This window comes from Yersinia enterocolitica (assembly GCA_002082245.2).
GTDB lineage: Bacteria > Pseudomonadota > Gammaproteobacteria > Enterobacterales > Enterobacteriaceae > Yersinia > Yersinia enterocolitica_E.
The window spans coordinates 1,844,349-1,862,387 of sequence record NBTC02000002.1 but is presented as its reverse complement, the minus strand read 5'-3'; the positions used below and the strand labels follow the sequence as shown (position 1 = coordinate 1,862,387).

The following is an 18,039-nucleotide window of genomic DNA, read 5'->3' as shown; positions in this document are numbered from 1 at the left end:
CATTGTTTTTAAAGCTTTTGTGAACTCTGTAATATTTTTTCACAGTTATGTGCTCGTTGTCATACTTTGAATAATTAGCGTTATTTTTAATTGATAATTCGCGTCGCGAAAAATAGTCTGTGTGGCAGCAGCAATCTACAGAGCGGTTGTTTTTCGCAACAGAAGTTTTTTAGCAGTAATGGCTGGTGGTTATTTCTCCCCAGCAAAAATTTTACCCACTAGGGTTTTTTTGAGGCTAAACCTGTGAGCTGTGGTGGACACAGGCAACGCACTTTAAATGTGATGTCAAAGAGGAATTTTTTCATATGGTTACGCACGGTGCTAAACGTAAAACGCTGGCGCTCGCAGTCGCGGGTGCATTGTTAGGAACGGGGTTCATGGTAGCCCCAGAGGCCAAGGCTAAAGGCTTTATTGATGATTCGTCACTGACCGGTGGGATTTATTATTGGCAGCGTCAGCGTGACCGTAAAGATTTAACGCCAGGGAGTGCGGAGTACGGCAAATATGTCGCCAACTTGCACCATTCTACCTTTAACGCCAATCTGGATTTCTCTTCCGGTTATGCGGCTGACATGTTTGGTATTGACTTGGCTGCTTTCGGCGCAGTTGAAATGACCAACAGTGGCCCGGCAGCGCCAAACGAAATTGGTTTCAGTGACGCTAAAACCCGTTGGGATGAGAAATGGACCGGTGATAAGAGTGGCGTCAGTGTTTATAAAGCCGCGGCCAAATTTAAGTTAGGTGATTTCTGGGCGCGGGGTGGTTATATCCAGCCAACGGGTCAGACACTGCTCGCACCACACTGGAGCTTTATGCCAGGGACCTACCGTGGGGCTGAAGGTGGCGCCAAATTCGATTTTGATACTGCCGGTGCCTTGTCCATGTCTTACATGTGGACTGATGAATATAAAGCACCTTGGTATCAGAATATGTACAACTTCCGCCAGGCTGATGGCAAGACCGGAGTAAGTTACCTGCACTCAATCGGTGCTAAATACGATTTCAAAAACAAACTGGTGATGGAAGCGGCATTTGGCCAGGCAAAAGATTACATGGACCAGTATTTCGCCAAGGCTTCTTACGCCTTCCCGGTGGCTGGCAATGATCTTCGTACCTCTTATCAGTTCTACGGCGCAAAAGATAAAGTTGATGGTGGTGCCAGCAATGTAAACGACGTCTATGACGGATTAGCCTGGCTACAAGCGCTGACATTGGGCTACACCACCGGGCCATTTGACTTGCGTCTTGAAGGTACCTGGGCCAAAGCTGACGGTAACCAAGGTTACTTCCTGCAACGTATGACGCCAGGCTATGCGACCTCTAATGGCCGTTTGGATGTTTGGTGGGATTCCCGCTCTGATTTCAACGCCAACGGCGAAAAAGCGCTGTTTGGTGGCGTGATGTATGACCTGAAAAACTGGAATCTTGCGGGTTGGTCAGTGGGAACCTCCTATGCGTATGGCTGGGATGCAAAACCAAGTACTAACCCAATTTATGACCAGAATACGCGTCTGAAAGAATCTGCTTGGAACTTTGATGTTCTCTACACTCTGCAAGAAGGCCGGGCGAAAGGCACGCTCTTCAAACTGCATTACACCATGTATGACAACCACACCAATATTCCAAGCTTTGGCGGCGGTTTTGGCAACGTATTCCAGGATGAAAAAGACGTTAAATTCATCGTGATTGCACCCTTTACCATCTTCTGATGTTGACCACTTTTTGATTGCCATCCCCGGTAACCAACCCGGGGACATAATGGAGCACCCGCCATGAAGAAAATGCTTTTTATTATTACCACAGTATTGGGATTAAGTGCCTGCGCACCACAAACCCCAGTTCAACCGGAAGATAGCAAACTCAAACAAGCCTACAGCGCGTGCATCAATGCCAGCGAAGGTTCGCCAGAAAGATTGATCCCCTGCAAGGCGGTGCTAGATGTGCTGAAACAAGAGAAAGCGCATCAGGCTTTTACTGAGAAAGAGACCGTTCGAGTATTGGATTACCAGCGTTGCATTGATGCTGCACATACCGGTAATGGTCAGGCCTATGACGCGCAATGCGGGAAGCTGTGGCAAGAAATACGCAGTAATAATAACCCAGATAAATAATAGTCCTGATAAAAGTGACCAGGATAACGGCAATTGAGCTAACAATAACGCTGCCAGCAGCAATACTGTCAATAGCCGTTTTGGCAGCAGTTATTAATTACGGATGAGGTTAGTGATGAATAAATTCAAATTAAATGCTTTAGCGGCGATAACCGCAACCTTTGGCTTGATGGGATATGCCAATGCTGATACCCGTAATCAACAACTTGTTGATCAACTCAGCACATTGAAAGTTAATTATAAATTGTTGGATAACCGTGCTGCTGAAAATGGCGTTGATTGCGCCAAACTGGGTGCCGACTGGGCATCATGTAATAAAGTCATGATTACTCTGACCAACACCGGGGATGAGATAGTCGGCCAAGACTGGGCTATTTATTTCCATAGTATCCGCCAGATTCTGACCGTCGATAACAGCCAGTTTAAAATTACGCATCTGACGGGCGATTTGCATAAAATTGAACCTACCGCCAAATTCACCGGATTCCCCGCCAATCAAGCGGTTGAAATCCCTATTACTGGCGAATACTGGCAGTTGTTTGCCACTGACTTTATGCCGCGCTGGTATGCCACTGCTGGCGATGCTAAACCCAAAGTACTAAAAAATACCGATACCGAAGATATCAATGAGTATCTGACACAGTTTACTGGCGATCAGTGGAAACGAACCAAAGATGACAATAATGTGCTGATGACGCCGGAATCACGCTTTGTTAAAAACGAAGCGGTAAAAACGTTGTCTGTGGCTAACTTGCGTGGGCAAATAATCCCTACGCCTATGGAGATTAAGCTCTATAAACAGGATGTGGATCTGAGTCACGGGGTTGCGCTGGATCTGAGTGTATTGCCTAAAGCTGCCGCAGAGGCAGCTCAGCAGCGCTTCGAATTACTGGGTCTGAAGGCCAATTCAGCCGGTTTCCCGATAAAAACTGTGATTCAACCTGCCGCGTTTAAAGGTGACTTAGCGGTTTCCGGTGCTTACGAGCTGAAAATTGGCGAGAAAGGGGCACAGGTTATTGGTTTTGATCCGAGCGGCGTGTTCTATGGCCTGCAATCCATTCTATCGTTGGTGCCGACTGACGGCACTAAGACTATTGCCACTCTTGAGGCGAAAGATGCGCCACGTTTTGAATACCGGGGTGTGTTCCTCGATGTTGGCCGTAATTTTAAAACCAAAGATGCAGTGCTGCGCTTACTTGATCAGATGTCAGCTTATAAGCTGAACAAATTCCACTTCCATCTAAGTGATGATGAAGGCTGGCGTATTGAAATCCCAGGCTTGCCCGAATTGACCGATGTTGGTAGCAAACGTTGTCACGATTTGACGGAGAATACCTGCTTGCTGCCGCAATTGGGTTCTGGCCCAGACAGCAATAATATGGGTAGCGGCCATTTCACTCGTGATGATTATATTGAGATTCTGAAATATGCCAAAGCACGCCAGATTGATGTGATCCCTGAAATCGATGTGCCAGCACACGCCCGTGCAGCCGTAGTGTCGATGGAAGCCCGTTATAACAATCTAATGAAACAGGGCAAAGAAAAAGAAGCTAACGAATTCCGTCTGCTTGACCCGACTGATGATTCCAATACCACGTCAGTTCAGTTCTATGAGCGTAAAAGCTATCTCAACCCATGCCTCGACTCTTCTAAGCGGTTTGTCGATAAAGTGATTGGCGAAATGGCGCAGATGCATAAAGAAGCCGGTATGCCACTGACTACCTGGCACTTTGGTGGCGATGAAGCGAAAAATATCCGTTTGGGTGCGGGTTATCAGGACAAAAACGGGCCGATTGAAGCGGGTAAAGGCATTATTGATAAGAGTGTTGAAGATAAACCTTGGGCCAAATCACAAGTTTGTCAGGATATGGTCAAACAAGGCAAGGTGCAGGATGTTGAACATCTTTCCAGCTATTTTGCCATTGAAGTCAGTAAGTTGGTTAATGCTCACGGCATCGAGAAGATGCAGGCTTGGCAGGATGGGTTGAAAGACGCCAAAGACGCCAAAGCGTTTGCCACTAAACGCGTTGGTGTCAACTTCTGGGATACCCTCTATTGGGGTGGTGCTGACTCAATCAATGATTGGGCCAATAAAGGTTATGAAGTGGTCGCGTCAAATCCAGATTATGTCTACTTCGATATGCCATATGAAGTTAATCCGAATGAACGCGGTTACTACTGGGCAACCCGCTTTAATGACGAAGCGAAAGTATTCAGCTTCGCACCAGATAACATGCCGCAGAATGCCGAGACCTCAGTGGACCGCGATGGTAATCACTTTAGCGCGAAAAGCGATAAACCTTGGCCGGGTGTACATGGCATCTCGGGTCAGTCATGGAATGAAACCGTCCGCACTGATGAGCAGATGGAATACATGATCTTCCCGCGGATGTTGCCATTGGCCGAGCGTGCCTGGCATCGCGCTTCGTGGGAGCAAGATTACAAAGCGGGCCGCGAATATCAAGGTGGCCAGACGCATAGCGTCGATACCAAGGCGTTGGACATCGATTGGCAACGTTTTGCCAACATCATGGGCCAACGTGAACTGGCAAAACTGGATAAAGCCGGTGTGTCATATCGCCTGCCTGTCCCCGGTGCTCGGGTTGTGGCGGGGCAGTTGGAAGCCAATATCTCACTGCCGGGCCTGATTATCGAGTATTCAACTGATGGCGGTAAGCAGTGGCAGAAGTATGATGCGAAGGCAAAACCTACCGTGAGTGGCGAGGTGATGATCCGCTCCACCAGCCCAGACGGTAAGCGTAGTAGCCGTGCTGAGTCGGTTAAAGTCTGAAAATTGGTAATATCGAGCTGTGTCTAATGTTATCTCCTGTTTGCTTTATTTTTTGGCCAAACAAATTTAAGTGAAGTTGAGTTGATGGTTTTTCCCCCGGCAGGTCCGGGGTTTTTTTTGCTGTAAAATTGATGCAGCTCGCTAAAGGGGGGAGAGTCAATAAATGGGGGCGATAAACAGTGAATTTGTCACTCAGGAAAGAACAATAACGGGATAGATACCCAATGTTATTGGTGTTGCAGATAGCTAGCAGGCGAACGAACCCAGAACATCGCTAATACTCTAGTGGCTTTCAGTACCAAGGGGATAAATATCAAGGACATAAATAAGAACGACCACCTGACTCCCAACCGAGAGATACTCAGGTATAGAACGGGAAAGGTGGCCATCTTGCTGATAGCTTATGTTAACCAAACAGTAGAACCTATCAATCTGGATTAAACATAAGCCGTAGTGTATTCAGTGCTTAAAATCTTTATAAGATAATGCTTTCAAAGCACATTATCTTTTATCGTGTGCCGACTCGTTTTCACGGCAATCACCGGTCTCACAATGGCCGTACAGATACAGACTGTGATTGGTCAGCTTGATACCATGCTGTTTAGAAATTTCACGTTGAAGCGATTCAATGGATTCATTGCTAAACTCAATCACTTTGCCGCAATCCAGGCAAATCAAGTGATCATGATGATGCTGCTGCGTCAGCTCAAAGACTGATTTACCGCCTTCGAAATTGTGGCGGGTAACAATACCGGCATCATCAAACTGGTTCAGTACGCGGTAAACCGTGGCTAAACCAATCTCTTCACCAATATCGATCAGCTTTTTATAAAGATCTTCCGCGCTGACGTGGTGGCACGCCGGATCTTGCAACACTTCCAGAATTTTAAGCCGGGGCAGTGTTACTTTAAGGCCTGCGTTTTTTAAGGCTTTGTTGTTGTCAGTCATGCGGATTCAGTCCTGTTACTATCGTTTCAAATTAAGGCTGTTCAGCCTATGACATCCGTGGCGCAATAATTACAATTGCGTCTCATTATAGAACTGCTAGCCCCAAATGAAAACCGTGGTTGTTAACAAAGATATAATTGCACACTTTGTAAGATTAATCATGCAGTGTATTGATGAATGGGGATAACACATCATTTAAGTGTACAGTGACGAGGGATAAAGTTACAAATTTGTAGCAGTTTATTTTCATTTTGCGCGCAGGAAGATGTGGATCTGTGGGCCGCTTAACAAAGCACAATCGGATAGCCGGACGCGCTGTTCACCATGGATGGGAGCTAAAGAGAGAGAAAACAACGTTATGACAAAAAGCACAGCTCAAAAGGATAAAAGGCAACGGAAACGCCCGGCAGTGTTGAACACGACCATAGCGTTTCCGACAGGCTTGATTAACCCACTATCTCAGACAGGCTCAGTTCTTCAGTAATCTGTTTTACCCATGCCTCAACCCGCTCATTGGTAAGTTCTGGCTGACGGTCTTCATCAATTGCCAGACCAATAAAGTGGTCGTCATCCGCCAGACCTTTGGACGCTTCAAAATGGTAGCCCGCGGTTGGCCAATGGCCCACGATTGCGGCACCACGTGGCTCAATGATGTCGCGCACGGTACCCATCGCATCACAGAAATATTCTGCGTAGTCTTCCTGGTCACCACAACCAAACAGCGCCACCAACTTGCCATTGAAATCGATCTCTTCCAGTGTTGGGAAGAAATCATCCCAATCACACTGCGCTTCGCCGTAATACCAGGTTGGGATCCCAATCAGCAAAATATCGAAGCCTTCTAAATCTTCTTTACTGCTTTTGGCAATGTCGTGAACCTCAGCAACATCTTTGCCCAGTTGCTTTTGGATCATCTTGGCAATGTTTTCAGTATTGCCAGTATCGCTGCCAAAGAAAATGCCTACAGTTGCCATATAGCTAAATACCTTTTAAATTCAAATAGTTATGCAAATTACTGAGCGTTCTGCCCAATATTATAACACATGTATAGGGCGACATAATGCCAGAGAACCCCATCAGGCTTTTATCAAGTTTATGCGATATTAAATTTTTGTGAGTCGCTCAACCTTATAACGCCATTGCCGATAACCGTTGTGTAACTGAATAGTTGCAATTTGCGGTGCCAGGGGGAAACCCGTCAGATGAAGGTCTGCCGGCAAAGGAGTTGTCGTTAGCTGTATGAACGTCCTTTATTGCTTTTCGGTCATCAAATAACACCAGAGTCTCTAACGATAACTATCCGATATATAAGGGGAACGAACATGCAGTTTTTAAAAAATATTACTATCAGGGCGGCATTGCTTTGGGTACTTGGCGCATTTTGTCTGCTCTGGGGCGGTGTATCGGCCTATACCTTGTTATCACTCAACCAACTGACACAATCCTCCAACGCGAATACTGTGTTGGTTGAAAATATGAATTTGGTTAATCAGGGGACGGATCAATATTTCCGTATGGTGACACGTCTGTCTCGTTCAGTAGATTACCGCCAGAGCGGTAATATCGTGGATGCTGACAAAGAATTGAAATCATCCCATGTTGCATTGGAAAACCTGAAACAAAAGTTGGCAGAATTTAAAACTATTGACCATGCACAGTTAGACTCCGCTTTGGTTAGCGGCGTGATTGATGGATGGAGTGGGTTAATTGAACAAGGGGTTACGCCGCTGTATCAAGCTGCAATGGACAATAACAGCGCCGCTTATCAGGATTTAGCGAAAAAAACGGTACCTGCATTGAGTCGCCAGTATGGTTCAGTGGCTGAAAAGTTTAATCAGGCGGCATCAAAAGCTATCGGGGTGGCTAAAGATCAATTCTCTCATTTGACCAAAGTGAGCAGCATTACCCTTATCTCAGCGCTGATCGCCGGTCTGGTGATTTTACTGGCAACAGATCGCTATCTGGTTGCCAACCTGGTGCGCCCACTGGACGATATTCGCGAGCATTTTCGCGTGATTGCTTCTGGTCAGCTTGGTCTGCCTATTGCTGATTTTGGTCGCAACTGTGTTGGGCGGTTATTCCCGCTGCTGCGTGATGTACAAACCAGTTTGGTGAATACTGTTCAGGCAATTCGTAGTAGCACCGATGGGATCTATCATGGTGCAGCCGAGATTTCAGCCGGTAACACCGATTTGTCATCCCGCACTGAGCAGCAAGCTGCGGCGCTTGAAGAAACAGCGGCTAGCATGGAGCAGTTAACCGCAACCGTAAAACACAATGCTGATAATGCACACCATGCCAGTCAACTGGCGGCGAATGCCTCCGCCACCGCGAAAAAGGGCGGAATATTGGTAGCAGATGTGGTTAACACCATGAATGAGATTTCAGCCAGTTCGCGGAAAATAGCCGATATCACGACGGTAATTAACAGCATTGCTTTTCAGACTAACATTTTGGCACTGAATGCAGCCGTTGAAGCTGCCCGTGCCGGTGAACAAGGTCGTGGCTTTGCTGTGGTTGCCAGCGAGGTGCGTAATCTTGCACAACGCAGTGCACAGGCCGCGAAGGAGATTGATGGCTTGATTAATGAGTCGGTTAGCCGTGTCAGTAGTGGTTCGGCCTTGGTGGAAAGTGCTGGTATTACTATGGATGAAATTGTTCGTTCCATCACCAATGTGACCGATTTAATGGGTGAGATAGCTTCTGCATCTGATGAACAGAGCAAAGGTATTAGCCAGGTCGGACAAGCGGTGGCAGAAATGGACAGTGTGACACAGCAAAATGCCGCGTTAGTACAGCAAGCTTCCCGTGCTGCGGCCTCGCTAGAAGAGCAGGCCACTCAGTTAAACCGGGCGGTGGCCGTGTTTAAACTAAAGGCAGATGACGAACGAGTAAAACCGGCAGTGAAAACACGGGCAAATCCATTAACCGCAGCACCTGCCAGCGCGAGAGTGGATAACAACGCAAACTGGGAAACATTCTAAAAACCGCTAACAGCCCGGTGACTTCAGTATGAGCGGGGTAAAGTAAAAACGGCGTAGCGTAAGTGATTACGCCACGCCGTCGTGGTAACCGATAGGGTTAAAACCCTTCTTGTGAATGGGCTAATTGAGCCAGCAACATTTGTTCAATCAGCTCACTACGGCTGATGTTACGCTGCTCTGCAAGGCTGTTGAGAGCATCGACGGCATCGGCATTAATCTTCAGTTCCACGCGTCGTAAGCCACGCACTTTATCGCGCCGTAGTTGATTTCGCTTATTAATTCTAAGCTGCTCATCACGGGATAATGGATTTGTTTTCGGACGCCCCGGACGGCGTTCATCTGCGAACAGATCCAGCGTCGTGCGATCCGTTTGTTCTTTTGCCATAGGTAGCAGTACTACAAGGGATTTACATCAGAAAGCGTAACGAAGCCTTGTCTGACGATTCGGTTTACATGTTTCAGGTTGAGAACATAGCTTGAGCGCATTGAATAACCTATATACCAGCAGCCTGAATTTGCATTTGCACCGGTTACGATCTGTGAACAGCGACCGAAGTCCGCAGCAAAATTAGAGCGCGCCATAATACCCCAGCCAACTGAGCAACGACAATGCTTTACTGTGATTAGATTGTGCTAATTCGTTCTTTTTTGCACAATTTTTCCACAGGAAATACATTTTTTTTCCCCAGGGGATGATTTTTAATCAATCCCCATCGTGCGCTGTACTTTTTTTATTCAGCCTCTTTTTCATCGATGCTGTTTTCATCAATAAAGCGGTGGATAGCCCGCAAGACAGAATCCGGCTTTTCCGCATGTACCCAGTGGCCAGTCCCTGCGACCACATAGGCACGGGCTTGCGGAAATTGGCGGGCAATATCATCACGATGGCTATCTTGAATATATGGCGACAGCTCACCGCGAATAAAGAGGATTGGGTGCGGCCACGGTGGAATAGGCTGCCAGCCGACAATATTTTCGTATTGATCCCAGAGTGTGGGCACATTAAACCGCCATTCGCCGTTGTGGAATGATTTCAATAAGAACTGAATGACCCCTTCTTCTTTTATCGACTCACGCATCAATTGAGCGGCTTCTTGTCGCTGGGTTATACCCGCAGTACTCACAGCATTGAGGGCAGTAAAGATAGTGTCGTGGCGGCGTACTTGATAGTTAACCGGGGCGACATCAATCGCGACCAGCTTTGCAATACGATGAGGAGCAATTGCTGTCAGTGCCATTGCCACTTTACCTCCCATCGAATGGCCGATGATAATGGCTTTCTCTATTGCGAGGTGGTCGAGCAGCTCCAGCACATCCTGCGCCATTGCAGGGTAATCCACTTGCGGTGAGCGGGGTGATAAACCATGGTCACGCATATCAACCTGAACCACGGTATGATCTCTTTGCAAGTCACGGGCCAAAACACCCAGGTTATCCAGATTACCAAATAGCCCATGAATCAGCATGATTGGCAGGGAAGGTGTGGCAGAAAGCGCGTTTTGTAAGCGGAAGTTTAATTTCATAGCGACGTTCATACTGAGAGATAATGTAGTTAGGATATCATGGCTGAACAAAGGTGTGCTGTTACACAATTATTTGCCTTATCATCAGTCATATGTAGATTATTGAGTTGCTGTGGGTGGGGTGGGCCATTTATCCCGATAAAGCCATTATAAAGGTACTCGTCAGCGCACTTTGACTTTATAATCCTAAGATATGTATAAGAAAGTAGAAACCCGTACTGGATAAAGATGAAAACTATTGAACTCGACGAAGAACTTTATCGCTATATTGCCAGCCATACGCAGCACATTGGCGAGAGCGCGTCTGATATTTTACGACGTATGCTGAAGTTTACGGCCGGTCAGCCGGTACCCAGTATCCCTGCCAGCACTGATGCGGTGAAAGCGGCTACAGCTCCAGCACCACGAGATCGGGTTCGTGCAGTGCGTGAATTGCTGTTGTCCGATGAGTATGCAGAGCAAAATAGGGCGGTTAACCGCTTTATGTTGGTGTTATCCACACTTTACACGCTGGATGCACAGGCGTTTACCGAGGCGACTGAATCATTACATGGTCGCACCCGGGTTTATTTTGCCGGTGACCAACAGACATTGTTGCAAAACGGGACGCACACCAAACCCAAACATGTCCCAGGTACGCCATACTGGGTTATTACCAATACCAATACCGAGCGTAAACGCAGTATGGTGCAACATCTCATGCTGGCAATGCAGTTCCCGCCGGATTTGACCGAAAAAGTGTGCGGGACTATTTAATTTCGTTGAACCGATACCCAAAGAAATTGGAGTTGCAGGTAGGCAGCAAGCGAACGACAAATGGGTTGTAAACCATGTTGAACAGCACTTGCACTGGCCCGCAGGGTGAGCCTCATCAGAGGCTCATAATCCCGATGAACTTACGCAAATATGCGATTCGGGTGAGTGAACGCAGCTTGCGGCTCCAAGTGCGAAGGGGATATATAGGGAGTAGTGACTGTGGCCAATCACCCTCGTGCCGGGCAACCCGCTCAGCAAAGCGATTTGATAAATGTTGCGCAGTTAACGTCGCAATATTATGTATTGCAGCCAGATGCTGAAAATTCGGCCCATGCGGTCAAATTTGGCACCTCCGGCCATCGTGGCAGTTCATTACGCCACAGTTTTAATGAAGCACACATCTTAGCAATCGCTCAGGCGATCGCCGAAGTTCGTCATCAACATGGCATTAGTGGCCCGTGTTATGTGGGTAAAGATACCCATGCACTCTCTGAACCGGCATTTATCTCGGTATTAGAAGTGCTGACGGCGAATGGTGTGGATGTCGTGGTACAGCAAGATAATGGTTTTACACCAACCCCGGCGATTTCACATGCTATTCTCTGCCATAATGTGCAGGGGAAAGCCTTGGCTGACGGCATTGTTATCACACCGTCACACAATCCGCCTGAAGATGGTGGCATCAAGTACAACCCACCGAATGGCGGCCCGGCCGATACCAATCTGACCTCGGTAATTGAAAAAAGAGCTAATCAGTTACTCAGCCTGAAATTAGAGGGCATCAAACGCCAAACGCTGGATAAAGCCTGGCGTGGTAATCATCTGCGTGAGCAAGATTTGATTCAGCCGTATGTTGCAGGCTTGGTGGATGTGGTCGATATTCCGGCTATTCAACGTGCTGGTTTGAAATTAGGTGTTGATCCTCTCGGTGGCTCCGGTATTGCTTATTGGCAACGTATTGGTGAGCACTATAAGCTGGATCTAACACTGGTTAATGATTCTATCGATCAGACCTTCCGCTTTATGCATCTGGACCATGATGGCGTGATCCGGATGGATTGCTCGTCAGAGTCCGCCATGGCTGGCTTATTGGCGTTACGCGATAAATTTGATTTAGCTTTTGCTAACGATCCCGATTATGACCGCCATGGTATTGTGACTCCGGCAGGGTTGATGAATCCGAATCATTATCTTGCAGTATCGATCAATTACCTGTTCCAGCACCGTCCACAATGGGGAGCTGAGGTGGCCGTGGGTAAAACCCTGGTCTCCAGTGCGATGATTGATCGCGTGGTGGCTGATTTAGGCCGTAAGTTGGTAGAAGTTCCGGTCGGCTTTAAATGGTTTGTTGACGGTTTGCACGACGGTAGCTTTGGTTTTGGCGGTGAAGAGAGTGCTGGGGCTTCCTTCCTGCGCTTCGATGGCACGCCGTGGTCTACTGATAAAGACGGTATTATCATGTGTTTGCTGGCAGCAGAAATCACAGCAGTTACCGGTAAAAATCCACAGCATCACTATGATGATTTAGCTAAACGCTTTGGCGCACCGAGCTATAACCGTATTCAGGCTCCGGCGACTCAGGCGCAGAAAAACGCGTTGTCTAAACTGTCACCTGAGATGGTGACAGCCAACATGTTGGCGGGTGATCCTATTACTGCCCGTTTAACCACAGCACCTGGCAATGGTGCATCCATTGGCGGCCTGAAAGTGATGACGGATAACGGCTGGTTTGCGGCCCGTCCATCCGGTACTGAAGACGCTTACAAAATTTACTGTGAAAGTTTTATCAGCCCAGAGCATCGTGAAAAGATAGAGCAGGAAGCCGTAGATATTGTCAGTGAAGTGCTAGCGGGTAAATAGTCATAACCGGTAAGAAATAGCGCCTATTGGTGCTATTTCTTCGCCAGAAGTTAGATCAGCCGATAAGCTGACACCTAATATTATATTTCTTCTTTTAGCCCTGTTTTCCATTGCCAGGAGCCGATTACCCCAATGCTACTAGCAATGCTCCGGCGGTAATTAGTGCGACGCCCAAGCTGGCCAGCAGAGAGATTTTTTCACCAAATAGGATAACCGCCAGAATTACCGCAAAAACCACACTGAGTTTATCAATCGGGGCCACTTGAGAGACATTGCCATGCTTGATAGCCATAAAGTAAAACAGCCAGGATAACGCACCCGCAACGCCACTGAGAATAATGAATAACAGGGCTTTTTTATCGGCCAATACACCACTGATCAGATTGAATTTCCCTTGAGCTAACACCACACCGACCAGGAACAGCGCCATCACGACAGCACGAACGGCAGTCGCAGTATTGGCATCCAACTGCTGCAAGCCGATTTTACCGAAGATAGCGACCAGAGAGGCGGTGAAGGCAGATAGCAGGGCGTAAATCAACCATGTACTCATGAATAATAAGACCTATTAGCATTTAAAAGTTTGATGCTACGCCGCTGACAGCTATTTTCCTAGTATCAATGTAAATTTTTATATCACACAAGGTGTTACGGGATAAAGCGATAGCCGACGCCGGTTTCAGTTAGCAGATGCTTAGGGCGGGTCGGGTCTGTTTCTAATTTCTGCCGTAAATGGCCCATATAAATACGCAGATAGTGGCTGTGTTCGACATAATTTGGCCCCCAGACTTGGCTTAATAACTGGCGCTGGGTAATGACTTTACCGGCATTCGCCAATAATGCAGAGAGCAGGCGAAACTCAATCGGTGTCAGGTGCAGATTTTCGCCGGCACGGGTAACCTGACGATTAATCAGATCAACGCTGATATCCGCAAAGCCCACCAGCGGGCTTTCCTGACTACCACCGCTATGGCGGCGCAAAGCAACCCGCACTCTAGCCAATAACTCACTGATTCCAAATGGTTTGCTTAGGTAGTCATCGGCTCCGGCATCCAACGCGGCCACTTTATCTTCTTCATTGTTACGAGCCGATAAGACGATAATAGGAATGGCACTCCACTGGCGCAGGTCTTGAATATAAGTCAGCCCATCGCCGTCTGGTAACCCCAAATCCAAAATAATCAGGTCCGGTTTGCGGGTACCGGCTTCAATTAGCCCCCGTTGCAAGGTATCACTCTCGAATACTCGCCAGCCCTCACTCTCCAGCGCAATACGAACAAAGCGCCGGATCTCTTTTTCATCTTCTACGATTAGAATGTTAGTCGGGGATATAGTCACTTCTCCTTCATTAGGCTATTTTATTTGCCATTTTGAACCTGGGCAGTGCTCAGAATCCTCACGTACTCGGTGTACGCTCCGGTTCTTCCGCTCTGTCCGTGTTCAAACTGCCTGCAACAATGACGCCTACTGAGATAGGTTCTATACCCGTCATACTTCAAGCTGCTTGTGTGTTGGCTGCTTTCGTTACTCGGCCCGTCCATGGGCCTCGCCTCTGTGAGGCCGCTGCAAGCAGCGTTCAAATCTGCTCCTGGCAGGTTTGTCACCCCGGTCACTTACTTAAGTAAGTGACCGGGGACTTACTCAGTTGCCGCCTTCCTGCAACTCGAATTATTTAGGGTATATCATTTTTCAGCATCAAGGTGTTCACTATCAATGTTTTCACCATCAATATCTGGCGCTCTCTCGAGTGGTAGCGTGAAGCGGAAGCTAGCACCGCCATCTTTATTGTTCTCAACCCAGATACGCCCGCCGTGTACATCAATAATGGCACGACAAATGGCTAAACCCAAGCCGACACCGGGAATGGCTGACTCTTTGTTACCTCGGGAGAATTTATCAAAGATTAGCTGTTCTTGCCCAAGTGTCACTCCTGGGCCATTATCCCATACTTCTACATTTAGCCACTCACCTTGTACCGCGGCCCGAATCCCCAGCAATGCCCCCTGACCGGCATATTTATGTGCATTTTCCAACAAATTGATAAACACCCGTTCCAGTAAGCTGCCGTCACAGTTGATCAACACCATTTCATCCGGTAACTCGACGTTGATGTGATGATGATTGAGGGCGGTTTCTAGCATATGCAGGGCGCTACCCACGATCTCTTCCAGTGATTGCCACTCTTTACGTAGATTAAACCCACCCGATTGAATACGCGCCATATCCAATAAGTTATTCACCAGTCGGGTGGTACTCAGCACTTGTTGGCGGATTTGATTGGCTTGCGGCGCATGGCGTGAACCTTCCGCTGCCAGATCCAGCGTCAAAATTTCGGCCTGACCGAATAGCACCGTCAATGGGGTACGTAAATCATGAGATAGTGCCGCCAGCAGTGAGTTACGCAGTTGCTCGCGTTCGGCATCCAGTTTTGCCAATTCGGCACTGCGTGCCAGATGTAGCCTTTCCAGAGCATTGGCGATCAGACTGGTAAAGGTTTGCAGCAAGCGCTGCTGCTCCGGCACCATTAATTGGCGCAGGTTGGCAGGTTCGATTGCCAGCACGCCAAAAGTTTGCTTGGAGGCGGTCAACGGTAATAACTGATAGGGGACACCGGGCAGGGTGTCGGTACCGGCACCTGCCGGTGCGCCTTTGTCAAAACTCCAGCGGGCAATAGCCACATCAACAGAAAGTGCGCCGCCTTCGTCAGTGGCGACTTGCTGCAAGCGTCCATCTTCCTGTGGCAGTAACAGGTCAGTTTTCGCTTGAAAACTGCTGGAGAGAAAATGACGACTGGTTTTGACAATATCCGCAGGCGTTAGGGCACGGCTTAATCCGCGCGACATCTCATACAAATGCCTAGCGCGTTGCTCGCGATAACGGGCAATTCTGGCTTGATAGCGCACCCCAGCGGTAAGATTACCCACCACGATACCGACAATCAGCATCACGCCAAACGTCACCAGATACTGCACATCAGTGACCGCCAGTGACCCATGCGGTTGAACAAAAAACAGATCGAAACTGGCGACATTAATCACTGCCGCCAAGACTGACGGCCAGCGGCCATAGAACAGTGCAATAATCACCACACCCAGTAAGTAGACCATCACCAGGTTGGCTTGATCGAAACCGGGGATGAGCCACTGCGATAACACCGTAATCAGGGCACACAAGCCGATGGCTGCCGCACAGCCACGCAGTTGCATCCGCCACTTTTCAGTAAAGGTACGAGAATCACTCTCTTTCACCACATTGGGGGGGGTATCGCCCTCCAGTGCAATAATCACCAAATCCAGATCTGGCCCCAGCTTGCCCAGGCGATCTGCAAAGCTACCACGCAGTTTCCACTGTTTTTCCGTGCGGCGACCAATGATGATTTTCCCCAGATTATGTTCTCGGGCGTAACGCAGGATGGCCTGTTCTTCACGGGGTTCTGACAGCGTAGCGGTTTCTGCTCCTAACTCTTGCGCCAATTTTAGTGTGCGTAAAATGGCCCGGCGCTTCGCTTCCGGCAGGCCATGCAGACGGGGTGTTTCCACATAGACTGCATGCCAGATACACCCCAGTCGGGCTGCCAGCCGGGCAGCAGTTCGGACCAGTTTTTCGTTACCGCTGTTATGGCCAATACACAATAAAATGGCATCACGGGTATGCCAGACACGTTCGCGCCCCTGAGTGTCACGGAAAGCACGCATCTGGTCATCAACCCGATCCGCGGTACGGCGCAGTGCCAGTTCGCGCAGGGCGATTAAATTGCCCTTACGGAAGAAGTGCTCAATGGCTCGCTCCGCCTGACCCGAAATATAGACCTTGCCTTCATTCAGCCGCTGGCGCAGGTCATCGGGGGGGAGGTCGACCAAAACCACTTCAGTGGCTTCATCAAACATATGGTCGGGCACGGTTTCCCGCACCCGGATACCGGTCACGCCGCCGACCACATCATTCAGGCTTTCTAGATGCTGTACATTGACGGTGGTCAGCACATCAATGCCAGCATCCAGCAGTTCTTCAACATCCTGCCAGCGTTTCGGATGGCGCGAGCCATAGGCATTACTGTGCGCCAGCTCATCCATCAGGATCAGTGCCGGGTGGCGTGCCAGGGCCGCATCCAAATCAAATTCACGTACCTGACGATTGCGGTGATGAATTCGCTTTTGCGGTAGGATGGTCAGCCCTTCGAGCAGCGCTGCGGTTTCGCTACGCCCGTGTGTTTCCACCACACCAACCAATACATCCAGCCCTTGAGTCCGCAGGCGCTGAGCCTCTTGCAGCATGGCGTAAGTTTTGCCTACCCCCGCACAGGCCCCGAAAAACACTTTTAGCCGGCCACGGGTTTTCTCATTGGCTGCTGCGAGCAGGCTGTCGGGGTCGGGGCGGGTTGGTTCTGCATCCACCATGTTATGTCCTTAAGATTTTGCCGGGTTGATCGGTACTTTTACCGGGCTTTGGGCATCCAACGCCATATTCAGATTCAGCACATTCACCACAGATTCACCGAAGAAGTTCGGTGTCGCTTTTTGCACACTACTATCAATCAACTGCTTCACTTCAGACAATGGCATCTGGCGCACGCTGGCGATGCGGGGAGCCTGATAATAGGCCGCTTCCAGTGAAATACTGGGATCCAGACCACTGCCTGATGCTGTCACCAAATCAACCGGGACTGGGCCAGTTTGTGTCGGGTTAGCCTGACGCAGTAATGTTACTCGCTCACTGATAACCTGATCCAGTGCGGGATTGCTGATGGACAGATTACTCCCACCAGAGGCCATTGGATTATAAGGCATATCTGCTGTTACCGATGGGCGGCCAGCAAAATAGCCTGGCTGAGTAAAGTTTTGGCCTAGCAAGGTAGAGCCGACAACTTCATCACCCAGCATCGCCAGTGAACCACGCGCTTGCTCGGCAAACATCAATTTTGCCAATCCGGTAGTCAGCAGAGGATAAGCTATCCCGGTGATAAGTGTCAGTAATATCAGTAGAACCAATGAAGGTCGCAGGTATGACATGGATATTGCCTCTCTATTCGGTCTTAATAGCGGCCACGAGCAAAACACGCCGTGGCC

The 18,039-nt window shown here is 48.7% G+C and carries 14 protein-coding genes; 6 read left to right on the top strand and 8 right to left on the bottom strand.

From position 1 onward, the window contains the following. Window positions 1–305 precede the first annotated feature (305 nt). From chiP to A6J66_009960, 3 genes are all read left to right on the top strand, one after another. Window positions 306–1,709 (top strand): outer membrane porin, OprD family, encoded by a 1,404-nt coding sequence (gene chiP / locus A6J66_009970; GenBank protein ID PNM24487.1) that lies wholly within the window; start codon window positions 306–308, stop codon window positions 1,707–1,709. Window positions 1,710–1,772: 63 nt separating this feature from the next. Further along, the gene (locus A6J66_009965) at window positions 1,773–2,111 is read left to right on the top strand and encodes a hypothetical protein (GenBank protein PNM24486.1); all 339 of its coding nucleotides are present in this window, start codon (window positions 1,773–1,775) and stop codon (window positions 2,109–2,111) included. A 115-nt stretch (window positions 2,112–2,226) separates the two neighbouring features. Further along, entirely contained in the window at window positions 2,227–4,902 is a 2,676-nt protein-coding gene (locus tag A6J66_009960) for a beta-N-acetylhexosaminidase (GenBank protein ID PNM24485.1), read from the top strand. A 501-nt stretch (window positions 4,903–5,403) separates the two neighbouring features. Here the strand turns inward: A6J66_009960 and A6J66_009955 are convergent. Then, window positions 5,404–5,850 (bottom strand): ferric iron uptake transcriptional regulator, encoded by a 447-nt coding sequence (locus A6J66_009955; GenBank protein PNM24484.1) that lies wholly within the window; start codon window positions 5,848–5,850, stop codon window positions 5,404–5,406. A 446-nt stretch (window positions 5,851–6,296) separates the two neighbouring features. After that, a complete protein-coding gene (locus A6J66_009950) occupies window positions 6,297–6,824 on the bottom strand; it encodes a flavodoxin FldA (protein ID PNM24483.1) in 528 nt (175 codons plus the stop codon). A 348-nt stretch (window positions 6,825–7,172) separates the two neighbouring features. On the opposite strand from A6J66_009950, the gene A6J66_009945 reads away from it, so the two are divergent. Next, a complete protein-coding gene (locus A6J66_009945; GenBank protein PNM24482.1) occupies window positions 7,173–8,834 on the top strand; it encodes a methyl-accepting chemotaxis protein in 1,662 nt (553 codons plus the stop codon). A 97-nt stretch (window positions 8,835–8,931) separates the two neighbouring features. Here A6J66_009945 and A6J66_009940 read toward each other — a convergent pair whose 3' ends face one another. Further along, the gene (locus tag A6J66_009940; GenBank protein ID PNM24481.1) at window positions 8,932–9,219 is read right to left on the bottom strand and encodes a LexA regulated protein; all 288 of its coding nucleotides are present in this window, start codon (window positions 9,217–9,219) and stop codon (window positions 8,932–8,934) included. Window positions 9,220–9,565: 346 nt separating this feature from the next. Continuing rightward, window positions 9,566–10,357, bottom strand: a complete 792-nt coding sequence (locus tag A6J66_009935) for an alpha/beta hydrolase (GenBank protein ID PNM24480.1) — start codon at window positions 10,355–10,357, stop codon at window positions 9,566–9,568. A gap of 228 nt (window positions 10,358–10,585) precedes the next feature. On the opposite strand from A6J66_009935, the gene A6J66_009930 reads away from it, so the two are divergent. Together A6J66_009930 and A6J66_009925 are read left to right on the top strand one after the other, a co-directional pair. Beyond that, window positions 10,586–11,113 carry a replication initiation negative regulator SeqA gene (locus A6J66_009930; GenBank protein ID PNM24479.1) on the top strand — a complete coding sequence of 176 codons (528 nt, stop codon included), beginning with the start codon at window positions 10,586–10,588 and terminating at the stop codon, window positions 11,111–11,113. Between the two features lie 219 nt (window positions 11,114–11,332). After that, window positions 11,333–12,973, top strand: coding sequence for an alpha-D-glucose phosphate-specific phosphoglucomutase (locus A6J66_009925; GenBank protein PNM24478.1), 1,641 nt, complete (start codon window positions 11,333–11,335; stop codon window positions 12,971–12,973). A gap of 124 nt (window positions 12,974–13,097) precedes the next feature. Here A6J66_009925 and A6J66_009920 read toward each other — a convergent pair whose 3' ends face one another. The 4 genes from A6J66_009920 to A6J66_009905 form a co-directional block, all read right to left on the bottom strand. Then, on the bottom strand, window positions 13,098–13,526 hold the full coding sequence (locus tag A6J66_009920) for an EamA family transporter (protein ID PNM24477.1): 429 nt from the start codon (window positions 13,524–13,526) through the stop codon (window positions 13,098–13,100). 95 nt (window positions 13,527–13,621) lie between these two features. Continuing rightward, complete coding sequence (locus A6J66_009915) at window positions 13,622–14,311, bottom strand: two-component system response regulator KdpE (GenBank protein ID PNM24476.1); 690 nt, start codon at window positions 14,309–14,311, stop codon at window positions 13,622–13,624. 344 nt (window positions 14,312–14,655) lie between these two features. After that, the gene (locus tag A6J66_009910) at window positions 14,656–17,370 is read right to left on the bottom strand and encodes a two-component system sensor histidine kinase KdbD (protein ID PNM24475.1); all 2,715 of its coding nucleotides are present in this window, start codon (window positions 17,368–17,370) and stop codon (window positions 14,656–14,658) included. Window positions 17,371–17,379: 9 nt separating this feature from the next. Beyond that, a complete protein-coding gene (locus A6J66_009905) occupies window positions 17,380–17,982 on the bottom strand; it encodes a potassium-transporting ATPase subunit KdpC (GenBank protein PNM24474.1) in 603 nt (200 codons plus the stop codon). Window positions 17,983–18,039 lie beyond the last annotated feature (57 nt).

Bases quoted from the DNA above. Each gene is read 5' to 3' on its own strand.
- chiP (PNM24487.1), top strand. From the start codon at position 306: ATGGTTACGCACGGTGCTAAACGTAAAACGCTGGCGCTCGCAGTCGCG.
- A6J66_009965 (PNM24486.1), top strand. From the start codon at position 1,773: ATGAAGAAAATGCTTTTTATTATTACCACAGTATTGGGATTAAGTGCC.
- A6J66_009960 (PNM24485.1), top strand. From the start codon at position 2,227: ATGAATAAATTCAAATTAAATGCTTTAGCGGCGATAACCGCAACCTTT.
- A6J66_009955 (PNM24484.1), bottom strand. From the start codon at position 5,850: ATGACTGACAACAACAAAGCCTTAAAAAACGCAGGCCTTAAAGTAACA.
- A6J66_009950 (PNM24483.1), bottom strand. From the start codon at position 6,824: ATGGCAACTGTAGGCATTTTCTTTGGCAGCGATACTGGCAATACTGAA.
- A6J66_009945 (PNM24482.1), top strand. From the start codon at position 7,173: ATGCAGTTTTTAAAAAATATTACTATCAGGGCGGCATTGCTTTGGGTA.
- A6J66_009940 (PNM24481.1), bottom strand. From the start codon at position 9,219: ATGGCAAAAGAACAAACGGATCGCACGACGCTGGATCTGTTCGCAGAT.
- A6J66_009935 (PNM24480.1), bottom strand. From the start codon at position 10,357: ATGAAATTAAACTTCCGCTTACAAAACGCGCTTTCTGCCACACCTTCC.
- A6J66_009930 (PNM24479.1), top strand. From the start codon at position 10,586: ATGAAAACTATTGAACTCGACGAAGAACTTTATCGCTATATTGCCAGC.
- A6J66_009920 (PNM24477.1), bottom strand. From the start codon at position 13,526: ATGAGTACATGGTTGATTTACGCCCTGCTATCTGCCTTCACCGCCTCT.
- A6J66_009910 (PNM24475.1), bottom strand. From the start codon at position 17,370: ATGGTGGATGCAGAACCAACCCGCCCCGACCCCGACAGCCTGCTCGCA.
- A6J66_009905 (PNM24474.1), bottom strand. From the start codon at position 17,982: ATGTCATACCTGCGACCTTCATTGGTTCTACTGATATTACTGACACTT.